15 protein-coding genes and 1 pseudogene are annotated in these 16756 nt (G+C 65.3%); 8 read left to right on the top strand and 8 right to left on the bottom strand.

Annotation, left to right across the window (positions count from 1 at the left end; genetic code table 11):
* Positions 1-103 precede the first annotated feature (103 nt).
* The 5 genes from EA472_RS11955 (at position 104) to EA472_RS11935 (ending at position 7624) form a co-directional block, all read left to right on the top strand.
* A complete protein-coding gene (locus EA472_RS11955; protein WP_124191750.1) occupies positions 104-1417 on the top strand; it encodes a serpin family protein in 1314 nt (437 codons plus the stop codon).
* A gap of 227 nt (positions 1418-1644) precedes the next feature.
* Positions 1645-2637 (top strand): methyl-accepting chemotaxis protein, encoded by a 993-nt coding sequence (locus EA472_RS11950; RefSeq protein ID WP_124191749.1) that lies wholly within the window; start codon positions 1645-1647, stop codon positions 2635-2637.
* 86 nt (positions 2638-2723) lie between these two features.
* Positions 2724-4868, top strand: coding sequence for a thioredoxin domain-containing protein (locus tag EA472_RS11945; protein WP_124191748.1), 2145 nt, complete (start codon positions 2724-2726; stop codon positions 4866-4868).
* A gap of 127 nt (positions 4869-4995) precedes the next feature.
* A complete protein-coding gene (locus EA472_RS11940) occupies positions 4996-6474 on the top strand; it encodes an ATPase domain-containing protein (RefSeq protein ID WP_124191747.1) in 1479 nt (492 codons plus the stop codon).
* Positions 6475-6607: 133 nt separating this feature from the next.
* Positions 6608-7624, top strand: coding sequence for a sensor histidine kinase (locus EA472_RS11935; protein ID WP_124191746.1), 1017 nt, complete (start codon positions 6608-6610; stop codon positions 7622-7624).
* Positions 7625-7775: 151 nt separating this feature from the next.
* On the opposite strand, the gene EA472_RS11930 is transcribed toward EA472_RS11935, so the two are convergent.
* Entirely contained in the window at positions 7776-8153 is a 378-nt protein-coding gene (locus tag EA472_RS11930; RefSeq protein ID WP_124191745.1) for a TlpA family protein disulfide reductase, read from the bottom strand.
* Positions 8154-8260: 107 nt separating this feature from the next.
* On the opposite strand from EA472_RS11930, the pseudogene EA472_RS11925 reads away from it, so the two are divergent.
* Positions 8261-8434 (top strand): annotated as a pseudogene (locus EA472_RS11925) (leucine dehydrogenase); the annotation flags it as partial.
* A gap of 352 nt (positions 8435-8786) precedes the next feature.
* Complete coding sequence (locus tag EA472_RS11920) at positions 8787-9764, top strand: PLP-dependent cysteine synthase family protein (RefSeq protein ID WP_124191744.1); 978 nt, start codon at positions 8787-8789, stop codon at positions 9762-9764.
* A gap of 17 nt (positions 9765-9781) precedes the next feature.
* Here EA472_RS11920 and EA472_RS11915 read toward each other — a convergent pair whose 3' ends face one another.
* A complete protein-coding gene (locus EA472_RS11915) occupies positions 9782-10369 on the bottom strand; it encodes a DUF5804 family protein (RefSeq protein WP_124191743.1) in 588 nt (195 codons plus the stop codon).
* A gap of 167 nt (positions 10370-10536) precedes the next feature.
* Positions 10537-11715 carry a tRNA sulfurtransferase gene (locus EA472_RS11910; RefSeq protein ID WP_124191742.1) on the bottom strand — a complete coding sequence of 393 codons (1179 nt, stop codon included), beginning with the start codon at positions 11713-11715 and terminating at the stop codon, positions 10537-10539.
* Between the two features lie 201 nt (positions 11716-11916).
* On the opposite strand from EA472_RS11910, the gene EA472_RS11905 reads away from it, so the two are divergent.
* Positions 11917-12600 (top strand): DUF4336 domain-containing protein, encoded by a 684-nt coding sequence (locus EA472_RS11905; protein ID WP_124191741.1) that lies wholly within the window; start codon positions 11917-11919, stop codon positions 12598-12600.
* A 59-nt stretch (positions 12601-12659) separates the two neighbouring features.
* Here the strand turns inward: EA472_RS11905 and EA472_RS11900 are convergent, their stop codons facing one another.
* The 5 genes from EA472_RS11900 to EA472_RS11885 form a co-directional block, all read right to left on the bottom strand.
* Positions 12660-13865, bottom strand: coding sequence for a methionine adenosyltransferase (locus EA472_RS11900; protein WP_124191740.1), 1206 nt, complete (start codon positions 13863-13865; stop codon positions 12660-12662).
* 104 nt (positions 13866-13969) lie between these two features.
* A complete protein-coding gene (gene cyaB / locus EA472_RS11895) occupies positions 13970-14533 on the bottom strand; it encodes a class IV adenylate cyclase (protein ID WP_124191739.1) in 564 nt (187 codons plus the stop codon).
* Positions 14534-14712: 179 nt separating this feature from the next.
* A complete protein-coding gene (locus EA472_RS11890; RefSeq protein ID WP_124191738.1) occupies positions 14713-14988 on the bottom strand; it encodes a PadR family transcriptional regulator in 276 nt (91 codons plus the stop codon).
* Positions 14989-15413: 425 nt separating this feature from the next.
* Positions 15414-15560 (bottom strand): hypothetical protein, encoded by a 147-nt coding sequence (locus EA472_RS22530; protein WP_165874878.1) that lies wholly within the window; start codon positions 15558-15560, stop codon positions 15414-15416.
* Between the two features lie 360 nt (positions 15561-15920).
* Positions 15921-16604: a hypothetical protein gene (locus EA472_RS11885; protein WP_124191737.1), complete on the bottom strand. Its 684-nt coding sequence runs from the start codon at positions 16602-16604 to the stop codon at positions 15921-15923.
* Positions 16605-16756: the final 152 nt, after the last annotated feature.

The raw sequence follows: 16756 nt of genomic DNA, 5'->3' as shown, positions 1-16756 counted from the left end.
GTCGCGGCGGTGTGGACGGTCGTCGCGGCGGTGTGGACGGCCGTCGCGGTGGTTCGGACGGCCGTACACAAGGCTTATTCTCGAGCCGGTCGTGTCACTCAACATGACAATCACGCGCCGGCGCGCGCTCGCCCTCCTCGGCGCGGGCGTCGGTGGCGGCGGCTACCTCTGGCACACCCGCTCCGTCCCGGCGGGCGACCTCGGTCCGGAGACGAGGCCGGACGTCACCGACGACCACCTCGAGGAACTGGTTCGTGGAAACGCCGCCTTCGCCGCGGAGCTGCTCCGGCGGTTCGCGGACGAGGAGCCGAACGCCAACCACCTGTTCTCGCCGGTGAGCCTCGCCACCGCGCTGGCGATGGCGCGGGCCGGTGCCCGCGGCGAGACCGCGACCCAGCTCTCCGAGACGCTCGCGTTTCCGCCCGAGGACGACCTCCACCCCGCAGTCGGCGCGCTGTTGTACGACCTGAACGCCCGCGCCGAGGACGCCGCCGCGCCGAGTCTCGTCGACCGAATTCGAGGGGGCCGCGAGTTCGACCTCACCGTCGCCACCGCCCTCTGGGGACAGGCCGGCTACCCCTACCGCGAGGCGTTCCTCGAGACGCTCGAGTCGAACTACGGGGCCGGGCTCCGGGAAGTCGACTTCGCGGGCGACGCCGACGGGGCCCGCTCGTCGGTGAACGAGTGGATAGCGGACGCGACCGGCGGGCGGATCGACGAACTCCTCCCGGCGCAGTCGGTGACCGACGACACCCGGCTGGTCGCGACCAACGCGGTGGCGCTGCTGGCCGACTGGGACGAGGCGTTCGACCCGGACGACACCCGGGATCGACCGTTCACCGCGCTCGACGGCTCGAGCGAGGAGGTTCCGATGATGAGCCAGACCGACGACTTTCCGTACGCCCGGATCGACGGTCACCAGGCGATCGAACTCCCGTACGTCGGCGGCGACGTGAGCATGGTGGTCGTCCTCCCCGCCGAAGGCGAGTTCGAAGCGCTCGAGGCCGACCTCGGTCCCGATCTGCTCGGGACGTTCTTCGATGCGCTCGAGGAGCGGGAAGTGGGGATCGACCTCCCGCGCTTCGAGTTCGACGTCGAGTTCGGACTCGCCGACGCGCTCGGCGACCTCGGTATGCCCGACGCGTTCGATCCTGACGACGCGAACTTCGAGGGAGTCGCGCCAACGGACCACGGATCAGACGCGCTGTACCTCTACGACGTCCACCACGAGGCGTACGTCTCGGTCGACGAGGAGGGAACCGAAGCGGTCGCCGCGACCGGGCTCTCGGGCGGGCTGGCGTCGGGACCGATGACGGTCACCGTCGACAGACCGTTCCTGTTCGTCGTCCGCGACCGGACGACCGACGCGGTGTTGTTCCTCGGCCGCGTCGTCGACGCGGCGAGGGCGGGCTCGTAGCGGGGTGCGGCGACGCTCCACGCGAGTCCCATACCCTCGAGAAAACTCCCGGTCCGTTCCCTGGCATTTATTTCGGGATACCAAACTGGTTGGCCAACATCTTTTACTCCCGTTCCTTCGGAGGGACGATATCTAGATGAAAAACGAAGTCCCTATTGTCGAGACACACACAGGAGTGTCGAACGATCGAGTACGCGCTACCGGCTTCGACCGCGGAGCGAGGAGCGATGTCGTTCGATAATTCGTCGGATCTCGCGGACGGCTCGAGTCTCGACGAGGACGCCGACACAGACGTCGACACCTCGGAGATGGAAGATCTCGACTCGAGCGGCGGGTACGACCACGAACGGGCAAGCGAGATGCAGGAGTCGATCTCCGAACTCGGGACGAGCACCGTCGAGATCAGCGACCGACTCGAGGAGATTCACGCCGAAGCCAACGAGCAGTACGACGCCATCATGCAGGTCGCAGACGAGATGTCGAACCTCTCGGCGTCCGTCGAGGAGATCGCGTCGTCCTCCGAGGAGGTCGCGGCCGCGGGCGAGACGGCGCGCGAACTCGCAGAAGACGGCCAGGAATCCGCGAACGAACTCGGAGCCGCGATGGGCGCGATCCAGCGGACGGCGAACGAAGTCACCGAAGACGTCACCACGATCCAGCGAAGCGTCGAGGAGATCGACGAGATCATCGAGGTGATCAACGACATCGCCAAACAGACGAACCTGCTCGCGCTCAACGCCTCCATCGAGGCGGCACACGCCGACAAGGCCGGCGACGGCTTCGCCGTCGTCGCTTCGGAGGTGAAGTCGCTCGCGGAGGACTCACAGGAGCGCGCCACCGAAATCGAGAGCATGATCCGCGAGGTCGAGAAGAACACGGCCAACGCGGTCGACAGCCTGGACGAGAACAACGAGCGAATCGATCGCGGGATCGAGTCGATCGATCGCGCCGTCGACATCTTAGAGGAGATCTACGACACCGTCGACGAGGTCTCCGACGGAATCGACGAGGTCGCACAGGCGACCGACCAGCAGGCCTCGAGCACCGAGGAGGTCGCGAGCATGGTCGACCAGACCGTCGCCAGCGCCGAGAGCATCGCCGACGACACGGGCGTCATCGCCGAGGAGGTCCAGTCCCAGACCGAACACATCGAGACGGTTGACCGCACGCTCGAGCAGCTCGTCGACGACTTCGCGCCCGAAGCCTCCCCGGTCGAGTAGCGCCGACCCTCGAGAGGGGTGCGATTTCGCAGCGCGTGCGAGGGCGCGACACCGGGCTTTTACAGCGGCCGGCCGTAGGAGATTGCATGACGACTCCGACCCGGCGAAACCGCCTCGAGGACGAGGAGAGTCCGTACCTTCGCCAGCACGCGGACAACCCGGTGAACTGGCAACCCTGGGACGAGCGGGCGCTCGAGACGGCGCGCGAACACGACGTTCCGATCTTCCTTTCGATCGGCTACTCGGCGTGTCACTGGTGTCACGTCATGGAAGACGAGAGCTTCGCCGACGAGGAGGTCGCGGCGCTGCTCAACGAGCGGTTCGTTCCGATCAAAGTCGATCGCGAGGAGCGGCCGGACGTCGACAGCATCTACATGACGGTCTGTCAGCTCGTCACCGGACGCGGCGGCTGGCCGCTCTCGGCGTGGCTCACCCCCGACGGACGGCCGTTCTACGTGGGGACGTACTTCCCGAAGGAGCCAGCGCGCGGCCAGCCCGGATTTCTCGAGGTGCTCGAGAACGTCGCCACCTCCTGGGAGAGCGATCGAGACGAGGTCGAAAACCGGGCCGACCAGTGGGCCGACGCCGCCAGGGACCGACTCGAGGAGACGCCCCAACCTGCTGGCGGGACGGAACCGCCGACCAGCGACGTACTCGAGACGGCGGCGGAAGGCGCGCTTCGAAGCGCCGACCGGGAGTACGGCGGGTTCGGAGCCGGCGGTCCCAAGTTTCCCCAGCCGTCGCGGCTCCGGCTGCTGGCTCGAGCGTACGACCGGACCGGTCGGAGCGAGTACCGCGCGGTGCTCGAGGAGACCCTCGACGCGATGGCGGCGGGCGGGCTCTACGACCACGTCGGCGGCGGCTTCCACCGCTACTGCGTCGATCGCGACTGGACGGTGCCGCACTTCGAGAAGATGCTGTACGACAACGCAGAGATTCCGCGGGCGTTTCTCGCCGGCTATCAGCTCACCGGCGACGACCGGTACGCCGAGGTGGTCGACGAGACGCTCTCGTTCGTCGACCGGGAGCTGACTCACGAGGACGGGGGCTTTTTCAGCACGCTCGACGCCCAGAGTGAAGATCCAGCGACCGGCGAACGCGAGGAGGGGGCGTTCTACGTCTGGACGCCGGCGGAGGTCCGCGAGGTGCTCGAGGACGACCGCGACGCCGAGCTGTTTTGCACGCGGTACGACGTCACCGACTCCGGAAATTTCGAGGGATCGAACCAGCCCAACCGCGTCGTCGACGTCCCCAACCTCGCGGATCGGTTCGATCTCGAACCCGACGAGGTTCGCGAGCGCCTCGAGTCCGCACGACGGCGACTGTTCGACGCGCGCGAGGCGCGCCCGCGACCGAACCGCGACGAGAAGGTACTCGCGGGCTGGAACGGGTTGATGATCGCGACGTGTGCCGAGGCCGCGCTGGTGCTCGGTGAGGACGAGTACGCCGACCTGGCCGTCGACGCCCTGACGTTCGTGCGGGATCGGCTCTGGGACGCCGACGAGAAGCGCCTGTCGCGGCGGTACAAAGACGAGGACGTCGCCGTCGACGGCTACCTCGAGGACTACGCCTTCCTCGCCCGCGGGGCGCTCGGGTGCTACGAGGCGACGGGCGACGTCGACCACCTCGCGTTCGCGCTCGAACTCGCTCGCACCGTCGAGGACGAGTTCTGGGACGACGACCGCGGGACGCTGTATTTCACCCCCGAGAGCGGCGAGTCGCTGGTGACCCGCCCCCAGGAGCTGACCGACCAGTCGACGCCGTCGGCGACCGGCGTCGCCGTCGAGACCTTGCTCGCGCTCGAAGGCTTCGCCGAGGAGTCGTTCGAGGAGATCGCGGCGACGGTCCTCGAGACCCACGCGAACCGCCTCCGGGCCAGCGCGATGGAACACGGGACGCTGTGTCTCGGCGCAGACCGACTCGAGTCGGGGCTCCTCGAGGTGACGGTCGCGGCCGACGAGCTACCCGGGGAGTGGCGACGGCGGTTCGTCGAGACCCACTATCCAGACCGACTGATCGCGCGTCGTCCGCCGACCGCGGACGGACTCGCGCCGTGGCTCGACCGGCTCGAACTCGACGACGCGCCCGCGATCTGGGCCGGCCGCGAGGCGCGCGACGGCGAGCCGACGCTGTACGTCTGTCGAAACCGAACCTGTTCGCCGCCGACCCACGACGTCGAGGAGGCCCTCGAGTGGCTCGAGGGCGAGGATCGGTCGGAGTCGCCGTTCTAACGGCTTCCACGGTCGTGGCGAGCCCGTCGAACCGCAGTCGAAAACGATCGATGACGGCGGCACGAACGATTTTCGTCCACGAGCCTGCGGTTTTATCTCGATAGCGCGGATTGACTCGGTCGGTACAATGAATCGCGATCTCACCACGATCGAGGCGGGGGTGGCGGGTCTCGACGAGCTTCTCCAGGGGGGGCTCGTCACCGGTCGACTGTATCTCGTCGTCGGTCGGCCGGGAACCGGAAAGACGCTGCTCGGGATGGAGTTTCTGCGAACCGGTCTCGACGCCGACGAAACGGTCCTGTTCGTCCACGGCGAGGAATCGAAGCCGGAGATCCTCGCCAACGCCTCGAGTTTCGGCATCGACCTCGCGGACGCGGCGTTTCTCGACCTCGGACCCGACTCCGACTTTTTCGACGGCGATCACTCCTACGACCTGGTCGACGCTCGAGACGTCGAATCCGAACGGTTCATCGAACAGATCAGGAACGCGATCGAGGAGATCAACCCCGACCGCGTGCTCCTCGATCCGATCTCACAGCTCCAGTACATCGAACCCTCGGAGTACCAGTTTCGAAAGCGTCTGATCTCGTTTATGCGATTTTTGAAGGGACAGGGGACGACGGTCATCGCGACGAAGACTCCGGACGAGTCCCGCAACGACAACGAAGTTCGGTCGTTGAGCGACGGGATCGTCGAACTCGAACGCGGCGAGGGCGGTCGCCGGATCGGCGTTTCGAAACACCGCGGTATCGGCCAGCGAGACGGGACGCATGGACTCGAGATCCGGTCCGACGGTCTCGAGGTGTACCCGAGTTTGCTCCCCGAGCGACGCGAACTCGAGGCCGATCTCACCAACATCTCGTCGGACGTCGACGGACTGGACGCCCTGCTCGACGGCGGCCTCGAGCGCGGGACGTCGACGTTCATCAGCGGGCCGACCGGCGTCGGCAAGACGACGACGGGAACGCAGTTTCTCTCCGCCGCGGCCGCGCGGGACGGCGCTCCGGTCGCCTACCTCTTCGAAGAATCGCCGCGGACCTTCGTTCACCGGTCGGAGGCGGTCGGCATTCCGGTCGGGGACCTGCGAGACGAGGGCTCGCTCTCGATCGAACTCGTCGAGCCGCTTTCGCTGTCGGCCGAGGAGTTCGCACAGACGGTGAAAACGCGGGTCGAGACCACCGAAACCGAGGTGGTAATGATCGACGGCGTACAGGGGTACAAGATCGCGATACGGGGCGACGAGACCGAGCTCGGACGGACGCTCCACGCGCTGATCCGATACCTCAAGAACATGGACGTCGCCGTCCTGCTCATCGACGAGACGAACCAGGTGACGGGAGTGCCGAGCGCGACGAGCGCCAACATCAGTTACATCGCGGACAACATCGTCTTTCTCACCTACGTCGAGATGGAGGGGGAGCTTCGCAAGGGGATCGGCGTGTTGAAAAAACGCGCCGGCGACTTCGAACGAACGGTCCGGGAGTTCGCGATCACGTCGGACGGAATAACCGTCGGCGAGCCGCTGAGCGGCGTCGTCGGCATCCTCGAGGGGACGCCGACGCGACGGGCCGCGACGGCCGACAGGACGAAGTATCGGACGGACTGACTGCAACCGTGACAGCAGACGAAGCGGGCTCGACCGCGCGTGCGGGTTCGTGGCCCGATCCGCGACCGTCGAATACGACCGTACGTAACCGACGCGCGGCCGTCGACGATCGGACCCGAGTCGGTGATCGACCGTGAGCTCGAAGCCGAACTCGGTTCAGTTGCTCGTCGACGACGACGCGAACCGCGAGGCGCTGTCCGATCTCCTTGCCGACCGGTACGCAGTCCGCACCGACCGAACCGAACTGGACGCGGCACTCTATCTCGTCGACTGCCACTCGTTTCCGAACTACCGCGATCGTCTCGAGACGCTCAAGGCGGAATCGTCCCCGTCTTTCGTTCCGGTCGTACTCGTTCGTCGCGAGGAAACGCGGTTGAAGTGGAACGAACTCGAGGGGGCGAACGCCGACGGTCCGTCGCTCGTCGACGAGGTGATCACGGCGCCGGTTCGGAAACCCGTGCTCGTTCGTCGGCTGTCGAATCTCCTCGTTCGACGCCGGCAGTTCCAGCGACTGAAAGCCCAGAACGAACGGCTCGACAGGTTCGCGAGCGTCGTGAGCCACGATCTCCGAAATCCACTCCAGGTCGCACAGGGACGCCTCGAGTTACTCGAATCGGTCGTCCCGGAGGACGAACGCGAACACGCCGACGTCGCTCGAGCGTCGCTCGAGCGGATGGAGGCGCTCGTTGACGACGTCCTGGCGCTCGCGAGGGAGGGAGAACGAATCGACGACCCGTCGGCCGTCCCGCTGGTTCCGATCGCCGAGGACGCCTGGCGACTCGTCGAAACGCCCGACGCGAAGATTGCACTCCCCGACGAACCGGCGACGATCGCGGCCGATCGTGATCGGCTCTCGTCGGTGTTCGAGAACCTGTTTCGAAACGCGATCGAACACGGCGGGAACGACGTCACCGTCGAGGTGGGAACGTCGTCGACGGGATTTTACGTGGCGGACGACGGTCCCGGTATCCCGCCGGAGCGACGGGACGAGATTCTCGAGCGGGGATACTCGTCGAAACCGAGCGGTACCGGATTCGGCCTAGATATCGTCCGAACCGTCATCGACGCCCACGGCTGGGAGCTGACGGTCGGCGAGAGCGACCGCGGCGGGGCGCGGTTCGACGTGACCGGCGTCGATCGATCGTCGTGAGTTCGGATCGAGTAGTTCGGCAAATCGGACGGCGTACCGAGAACGGATCGATCCGTCGAGCGAGTGATCGGACGAACTGCCGTCACCGTGTTCCGGTACACTCCTCGACCCGGGCGGCGGGTGCACCGGTACATCGGTACAGTACTCCGTCTCAGTCCTCGAGTGCGTCTTCGATCTCGCGTGCGAGCCAGACCGCCGGCGGCACGTCTTCGTCCTCGACGAATCGGGTCACTTCCTCGCCGTCGTCCCGTTCGACGACGATCGTCGGAATGTACTCGATACCGTACTCCTCGATGCCCGGTCCCTCCTTGTCCTGATCGACGGCGATCTCCTCGATCCGATCGGCGGGGACGTCCGCCGCCTCGAGGGCAGCGCCGAAGTCCGGCAGGAGCTTCCGGCAGTCCTTGCACCAGTCGCCGCCCCACACCGTATATATCAGTTCGTCGTTGTGCGCTCCCAGCGTATCGACCGCGTCTTCGTAGGACGCGCTATCCCACGCGGGATTCGGCTGCATGGTTTCGAGACTCATACCGTGCGATTGCGGCCCCGTCGGCTTAACCACCGTGTTTCGACGACGTTCGAGAACGCGCCGTCTCGTGGGCGGAATTTTTCACGCCGAGCGACTGGGGTATCGGAATGGTGTTCGACGCGTTCGCCGATGCGGATCACGAACAGGTATCGTACTTTGCGGACCCCGAGACGGGACTGCGGGCGATCGTCGCGATACACGACACGAGCCTGGGGCCGGCTCTCGGCGGGACGCACATTCTCGAGTACGACTCCGACGTCGAGGCGCTCGAGGACGTGCTGTACGCGCCGGACTACGTGATCGACGCCGGCGGATTGTTCACGGTCGCCGGCGAGTACCTCGGCGGCAGCCGCGAGGAGGCCTCCGAGGTGGCGAGCGCGATCGGGGATCGGTTGCGCCGGCAGATAGAACGCACACGGGAACGCGACCGTCCCGTCCACGACGCGGCGAAGGCGTCCGCGGAAGAACGGATCGAGCCCTCCGGGACGGTCACGCCGTCGCTTCCGTCCTGAGCGTTCGGTCCGTTTTCGCGAGCGTTCGGGCGGTCGGCGGACGGTCGTCCGTCGACCCACTCCCGGCACGTCCTGCCAGTGTCCAGCACCGGTTTACGTCTCGGCTGCCTAGGCTCCGTCGATGAAAGGAAGTATCCTGGACACCATCGGCTCGCCGCTCGTCCAGGTCGACTCGCCGGAGGGGGTGACCGTCGCCGCCAAAATCGAATCGTTCAACCCCGGTGGCTCGGCCAAGGACCGACCGGCCGCCGAGATGATTCGAGCCGCCGAGCGAGACGGACTCATCGAACCCGGCGATCGGCTCGTCGAACCCACCAGCGGAAACACCGGAATCGGACTCGCGCTGGTGTGTGCGGCCCGCGGCTACGATCTGACGATCGTCATGCCCGCCGACAAGTCCGCAGAGCGCCGCCGGATCATGGCCGCCTACGGGGCGGACCTCGAGCTGATCGACGGCGACATGACCGACGCCCGCGAGCGGGCCGACGAACTCGAAGACGAAGGCGCGATCCAACTCGGCCAGTTCGACAACCCGGCGAATCCGGAGGCCCACTACCGGACGACCGGCGAGGAGGTCCTCGAGCAGGTCGGCGACCGCGAGGTAGACGCCTTCGTCGCCGGGGTCGGCACCGGCGGAACGATCTCGGGGACGGGTCGGCGGCTGCGCGAGGCGTTTCCGGACGTCGAGATCGTCGCCGTCGAGCCCGCGCGAAACGCGATCCTCTCGACGGGGAACGCGGGAAACGACGACTTCCAGGGAATGGGTCCGGGCTTCGTCAGCGAGAACCTCGATCGCGACCTGATCGACCGCGTCGAGACGGTCCGTCTCGAGGACGCGGAGGACGAGTGTCGTCGGCTGGCCCGCGAGGAAGGCGTCCTCGTCGGCCAGTCAAGCGGCGCGACCAGTCTGGTCGCCCAGCGGGTGGCGCGCGAAATCGCCGAACCCGACCGCGAGTGCCCCGAGGTTCCGGACGGCTTCGACGACGCCCGGCCGGCCTCCCCGGAGACCGACGGCGGCGACGTCGACGACTGCCCCCTGGTCGTCACCGTCTTCTGGGACAGCGGCGAGCGATACCTCTCGACGGGCCTGTTCGACTGAACGTCCCGATTCGAGCGCTACGGCGAGTACTCCGCTTCGGTGAGCCTGACGACGAGCGTCTCCTCGACGTCGCGGAGGTCGTACTCGGGAAGGTCGCCGTCCACCCGGCGGACGTACAGCGGTTCGACGAGGCGTCGGGACGGCCCGGACGACGCGCGCGAGGCCGATGCGGTGGCGTCGTCGGCCGGAGTCGTTCCTCGTTCGTCTGACGCTCTCGCCTCGTTTCCGGACCGTTCCGTTTCGTCACTCGACGATGTAGCTTGCGTCTCGAGTCGCTCGATGCCGTACACCTTGCAGAACTGGTCGGTCTCTCCGGGTTCGATCTCGCCGTTTCGCAGCGCTCGAGCCAGCGGGCGCGAGAGCCACTCGTCGTCGCTGACGCTCGGTTCCAGGACGAGCGCCTCGTCGACGAACCGGGTGAGATACCAGTCGAGGTCGTTCAGCAGCGAGACGGCCGCGCCGACGCTGACGGTGCGAACCGAAAGCGAGTTTTCGAACGGACGCGCGAGGTCGTACGTCGCGAGCGCTTCGCGCGAGGTCTCTCGCGAGAGGAGTTCGTACTGGAGGGTGCAATCGGGATTCCCGATGAGACAGACGCGGGTCACTACCCTGTGATCCGAACGGTTTCGTAATGTGGGTTTCGCCTCGCGAGCGGGAAGCGACGAGGACGCGATCCCCCCAGCCCGGCCTCATACGGTTTACTGTCCGTCAGTTCCGGCGCACCCGCGACACGGGCGGCGGGTGTACCGGTACACCGGAACAGTAATCCGTCTCAGGGCTCGACGAGTTCCGCGTCGCGGGCCGCCTCCTCGGCGAGTTCGAGGAGGCCGTCCGGCTCCGCCTCGAGCAGGGGCTCGAGGCGGGCGTTGGTCTCGGCTCGGTCGGGCGCGACGCGGTTGCAACCGGCGTCGATCGTGGAGTCGGTGAAGGTGTCGATCTCGCGGGCCTGGGCGACGATGTCCTGCTTGTCGCGGGTGAGCAGCGGTCGGTGGATCGGCAGGGAGGTGACTCGGCTCGTCACACCGAGATTCTGGACGGTCTGACTCGACTTCTGGCCGACGGCCTCGCCCGTGACGATGCCGTGGGCGTCGATCCGCTCCGCGAGCGTTTCGGCGGCCCGGTAAAAAAAGCGGCGCAACGAGAGCATCCGCCCCTGCTCCATCGACTCGACGAGCAGCTCGACGGCCTCGCCGCCGGGGACTCTGTAGACCTGCGTGTCGAAGTTCGGCGCGTACCGAGAGAGCGTGCGGACGGTCTCCATCGCGCGGGCTTCGTGGTCGACTCCCCCGTAGTCGCCGAGGTCGACGTACACCGGGACGATCGGACAGCCGCGTTTCATCATCTCGTAGGCCGCGACCGGCGAGTCGATGCCGCCGCTGACCATCGCGATCACGCGCTCCTGTGCGCCAAGCGGGAGCCCGCCCGGCCCCGGAACCGACTCCAGGTAGACGAATGCGAAATCCTCGCGGACCTCGACGCCGAACGTGAGATCCGGATCGTCGAGGTCGACTTCGGGCTCGAACTCGTCCTCGACGGCCTCCCAGATCGCCGTCCCGCCCTCCCGGGCGAGGTCGTCGCTGCCGTAGGGGAGGCGCTTGTCGGCGCGTCTCGCGTCGACGGCGAACGAACCGCCGTCGTATCGCTTGCGGGCCGTCGTCGCGAGCGTCTCGAGGATCTCGTCTTTTTCGGTGCTCGTCGTCAGTACCGGGCTGGCGGAGACGACTCCGAACGCGTCCGTGACGGCGTCCGTGGCGGCCTCGACGTGCGCTTCGTCCGTGTGAACGAGCGGCCGGTTCCACCGCCGCTCGACGTCGCCGGGAACCGACCGATCGGCCAGCAGCGCCTCCAGGTTCTCCGCGAGAACGTCCTCCATGTACCGCTTGACCCTGTTGCTCTTCGTGTTGACGTCCCCGTGGCGGACGAGGACGGTGTCGGCTCCCGGCGGATGCATGGTCTGGGATAGACTATCCGAGCTATAAGGGAATTGCGAGGGGCGCGCTGATGGTGTCCGGTCGCATCCGGACGGGCAACGGTCCGGAACACGGTCGCGGCCAACGGCTCGAGCGTCCGGACGAGAACGCCGTCAATGGCTCCCACTGATTGAGACGGATTGACAGGACATATATCGTCGGTCGGTGACGGGACTGTTAGAATGCTCACACGACGAGGTGAACGGTTCTGGACGTACGAGGAGCCGCTCCGATTTTTCGGCGTCGAACTCGGTCGGATCACGTCGGTGATGAAGCTCTCGAGCGGCGAACTCTTCGTCCAGTCGCCAGCCGAGTTGACCCCCGACCTGAAAGCCGCGCTGGACGAGATCGGCGACGTTCGGTTCGTCGCGGCGACGAGCAAGCTCCACGGTCACCTCTACATGGAGCAATACAGGGACGCGTATCCGAACGTCGAACTGCTCGCTGCGCCGGGGCTCGCCGCGCGTCGGACCGACCTTCGGTTCGATCACCTGCTGGGCGAGACGCCGGACCCGCGCTGGAGTACCGACGTCGACCAGGTCGCGATCGACGGTCACCGGTGGCTCACCGAAATCGCGTTCTTCCACCGACCGAGTCGGACGGTCGTTCTCGGCGACCTCGGCTTTCACATCGACGAGCGGAGTCCGTTGAAAACCCGCCTCGTCGCACGGGGCTTTCGAATGTACCGGCGGCTCAGCCCGCCGATCGAGGTGCGTCACACGATCGCGAACGAAGCGACGTTCAGGCGGTCGATACGGGACGTCCTCGCCTGGGAGTTCGACCGCGTCGTTCCCGGTCACGGAACGGTCGTCGACTCCGGCGGGAAACGAGCGCTTCTCGAGGGCTACGACTGGCTGCTCGAGTAGGAAGCGACCGAGCCATCGCTCGAGCGTGAATCGGAGGCGTCGATTCGAGAAGTCGGCCGTCAGAACGTCGAGAGTTCGCCGTCGATGACCCGGCGAGTGATCCCGGTGACGTCGGCGAGTTCTCGGTCGACGATGGCTTCGATCTCGGCTTCGACGTCCGCCAGTTCGACGCCATCGGCGGTGACGACGTGGACGTCGGCGACGTGTGGCTGGTCGATCGGCCGACCGATCTGGCTCAGCAGTCGAACGCGGAGGTCGCGGATGCCGTCGACTTCGGCGACGACGGCCTCGGCGATCTCCGTCGAGAGGAGGTTGTAGATCTTCCCGATGTGGTTGACGGGATTCTTTCCGCTCGTCGCCTCCATCGACATCGAGCGGTTGGGCGTGATGAGCCCGTTCGCGCGGTTTCCGCGACCGACGGAGCCGTCGTCGCCCTGTTCCGCGGAGGTTCCGGTGACGGTGAGGTAGATCGAACCCTCCTCGTAGTCGTCGGCCGTGTTGACGTGAACGGAAACCTCTCGGTCGGTGTGTTCGCTCGCGACGTCGACGACGAACTCGCGGACGGATTCGACGGCGTCGACGTACGCGTCGAGGTCGGGGACGTGCTCGTCGATCATCGCCGCCGCGACGGTGACGTCGATCGAATCACCCTCGCGTTTCCCCATGAGCTTGACGTCGGGACCGAGGTACGGATTCTCGTCGGCGAACTCGCCGTTGAGTCGTCGTTCTGTCTCGTGGACGATCCGTTCGGTCTCGGTCAGCGGCGCGTGGCCGACGCCGAAGCTCGTGTCGTTGGCCATCGGAACTCGAACTTCGTCCTCTCCGAACACGTCCTGGAGATCGCCGCTTCCCTCCCCCAACTTCACGTCGACGACGATCTCTTCGCCGAACTCGAGTTGCGGAATCGTCTCCGCTATGTACTCGCGGGCGGCCCGTAGCGCGATCGTCTCGGTCGGGATCGTCTGACCCTCGTAGCGTTTGGTCGCTCGGCCGACGATCAGGAGGTAGATCGGATCGACGACCTCGCCGCCGCCGAACGCGGGTGCGGCCTCTCCGGCAACCAGCTGCGTCTCGTCCGTGTTGAAATGGAGCACTTCGCCGACGCGCTCGAGGTACTCGCGGGCGAGCGCACCAGCGACGCTTTCGGCGACGCCGTCACAGATCGAGTCGGGATGACCGATCCCCTTGCGCTCGACGATTTCGACCTCTTGATCCTCGACTGCCTGACGATCGATCGGCTCGACACGAATGTTCCGCTCACTCATTACCGGACGTTCGTAGAGCGAAGTTCTATAACTTGCGGAAACAGATTCCGCCTCGAAAATTCATCGCAGTAATACGCCGTCGAACTCGTCGACTCGGCGTCGTGTCAGGACTCGAGTAGGAGCTCAAGGTAGGAGGTTCGAATCTGGTCGTCGGGATCGAGACCGATACGTTCGAGGACGTCGTAGGCGCCGTCGCGTGCGGAATCGAGCTCTCGTTCGGACTCGATCTCGGCCTCGACTTCCACGAACTCCCCGACGTCGTCGACAGCGTCGAGCGTGACGGTGTACTCGCCCGGTCCGGACGCGGCGTTCGCGAGGCGAAAGCGGTCGCGCTCTTTTCGAACCGTCGCGACGGCTTCGAAGCCGAGGTTCGACAGGATGGTGGCCATCTTCCGGCCGTCTGCGACGCCCGTCTCCACTTCCGCTCTCGTTTTCGACTCGTCGTCGACGAGCGGACCCTTGTACGTGAGCCGAACCGTTTCGTCGCCGTCGGTCGGTCGTTCCGAACGAACTCGAAGCGCCTCGTCGGTCTCGGCGAACGACCGGTGGGGCGCATCGTAGTACGTGTCCCGCTGGACGACGGTTCCCCGCCGCTCGGATCCGAGTTCCTCGAGGCGGGATCGGACCGGTTCGCGTTCCGCGGGAACCTTCACTTCGACTTCGTACATGGCTGGGCGAACGAGCGACTGCCGTAAGTATCGGTCGCTCTCGCGTTCCTCGCGCTCGCCAGCCGGTCGATGAACCGAGAGCGGTGACGAACCGGTAGCGGACGGTCAGCCGTACCGACGTGGCGATTGGACCGCGACCGGCCGAAAGTCCCACCGGAACTGACGGACCGCAGTCCGCATCAGAGGTCGACGTACTGTGATTCCCACTCCCGGCGAGCCTCGAGTTCTCGTCGGCCGCGGCGGGTGAGCGTGTAGAAGTTCGTCCGCCGATCCCGATGGCCTTTCTCGACGAGTCCCTTGTCGACCAGGGTGTCGAGATTGGGATAGAGCCGTCCGTGGTGGATCTCCTTTTCGTAGTACTGCTCGAGTTCGTCTTTGATCGCCAGTCCGTGGGGTTCCGCCTCGCCAGCGATCACGAAGAGCAGATCCCGCTGAAATCCTGTCAAATCGTACATTGGGTAAGTACCATCCGTACTTACTGTCGAATTTTAATAAGGCTATCGGGTCATTCCGATCAAAACCTATCGGATGGCATCGGATAGGCAGTTTCGCGGGCTAACACAAATGATAATTGCTACGAGAGGTCTACGGGACAACTATGCATAATATCCAATTCATGTTTACAGTCCGTGTATTCTATCTCCCGGATTATTGGGGTCGTCGACGTGATCGAAAGCAACAGCTGGATACTCGAACGATCCGCAGTAAACAGGAAAGCAGATCGCGTAGCGAAAAACGCCACGCGATCGCTTGCCGCCCTGAATTGGTCCCCGCTGACGCTTCGGCCCTCCAAGCGAAGCGTCAACTGAAAGAATTCGCTGATGCGACTTAAAGGTAACGACACGAGCCGAATTCGTGATACGTTTTCGTGATAGACTAGTTAGATGTGCTCCTCTTCGAGAACCCAACCGATCGCTCGTTTGTAGTACGTGAACATCTCCTCGACGCCGTCGTGGCGCATCTCGTCGCTCTCGAGTTGTTCTTTGAGAAACTCGTACTGCTCTCGGATCTCCGCTTCGTCGCGCATATCAGTAGTTGTCGACCGAGAGATAAAAAATCTCGCCGTGTCGATCGACGAGGTCCGTCAACCGGCGTACTATATTTCGGTTGACACAGTGATGAATTTCCGATAAATCGCGTCCGGCACGTAGCCCTTTCGACGCTCGAGAGGTCGGTCGGTGAACCCTCGGCGGACGGACGTTCGATCCGTCAGTTCCGGTGAGAACGCGACCGCCCGGCGGACCCGCCGGGACGTCGGGTCAACGGACCGTACGACTCACGGTGACCGTCTCTCGAGCGGCGGCGATGCAGCGGCTCCTCGGCTCGAAGCGTCGCGAAAAAATCGATGGGACACGCGGATCGATCGGACGGGCTGTTCCGGCGCGGCTCAGAGGTCGTCGTCTTCGCCGTTGTCCTCCTCGTCGTCCATCACGTCGTCCTCGTCGTCGGTTTCGGCCTCTTCGCCGAGCGTGAGGGTGACTTCCTCGTCGTCGCCGTCGATCGTGACTTCGTCCTCGGCCTCGTCGCCTTCGTACTCGGCGTGAACCAAGTAGTCGCCGTCCTCGAGGTCCTCGAACTCGACCTGCCCGTCCTCGTCGGTTTCGTCTTCCCACTCTTCGTCGTCCTCGTCGTCGAGTCCGTTCTCGTCTTCTTCGTCCTCGTCTTCTTCGTCCTCGTCGTCGAGTCCGTTCTCGTCTTCTTCGTCCTCATCTTCTTCGTCCTCGTCGTCCAATCCGTTCTCGTCTTCCTCGTCCTCGTCTTCGTCCATCGCGCCGTCTTCCTCGAGCGTGACGGTCGCACCCTCGACGGGTTCGGCTTCGTCGTCTTCGACGGTGACCGTCAGCGAGTAGGTCTCGTCCTCGTCTTCCTCCTCGTCGTCGTCCATCGGGTCCTCTTCCTCGTCGTCGTCCATCGGATCCTCTTCCTCGTCGTCCATCGGATCCTCTTCGTCGGCGGCCGGATCTTCTTCCTCGTCACCCGGACCTTCGTCAGCGCAGCCGGCCAGAACGAGCGCACTTGCAGTACCTGCCGCAGCAACGAACTTGCGTCGGTTGAGTCTTGGGTGGGACATATTCCTGGGTAGGACGTTCCCGTTGGTTTCAGTGTGGCCTGCAACTGCCGTACGTTAATGACCTATTGAACGTCGTTTCGGACTGCGTGACTCTCGAAGTTGCTGATACGGTGGGACCGAACGCCCCTGTTCGGGCGTTTCAGCCCCTCCAT

Origin of the sequence: Natrarchaeobius oligotrophus (assembly GCF_003841465.1) — an archaeon.
Taxonomy (GTDB): Archaea; Halobacteriota; Halobacteria; order Halobacteriales; family Natrialbaceae; genus Natrarchaeobius; species Natrarchaeobius oligotrophus.
This window is presented reverse-complemented; position numbering and strand designations above follow the sequence as displayed.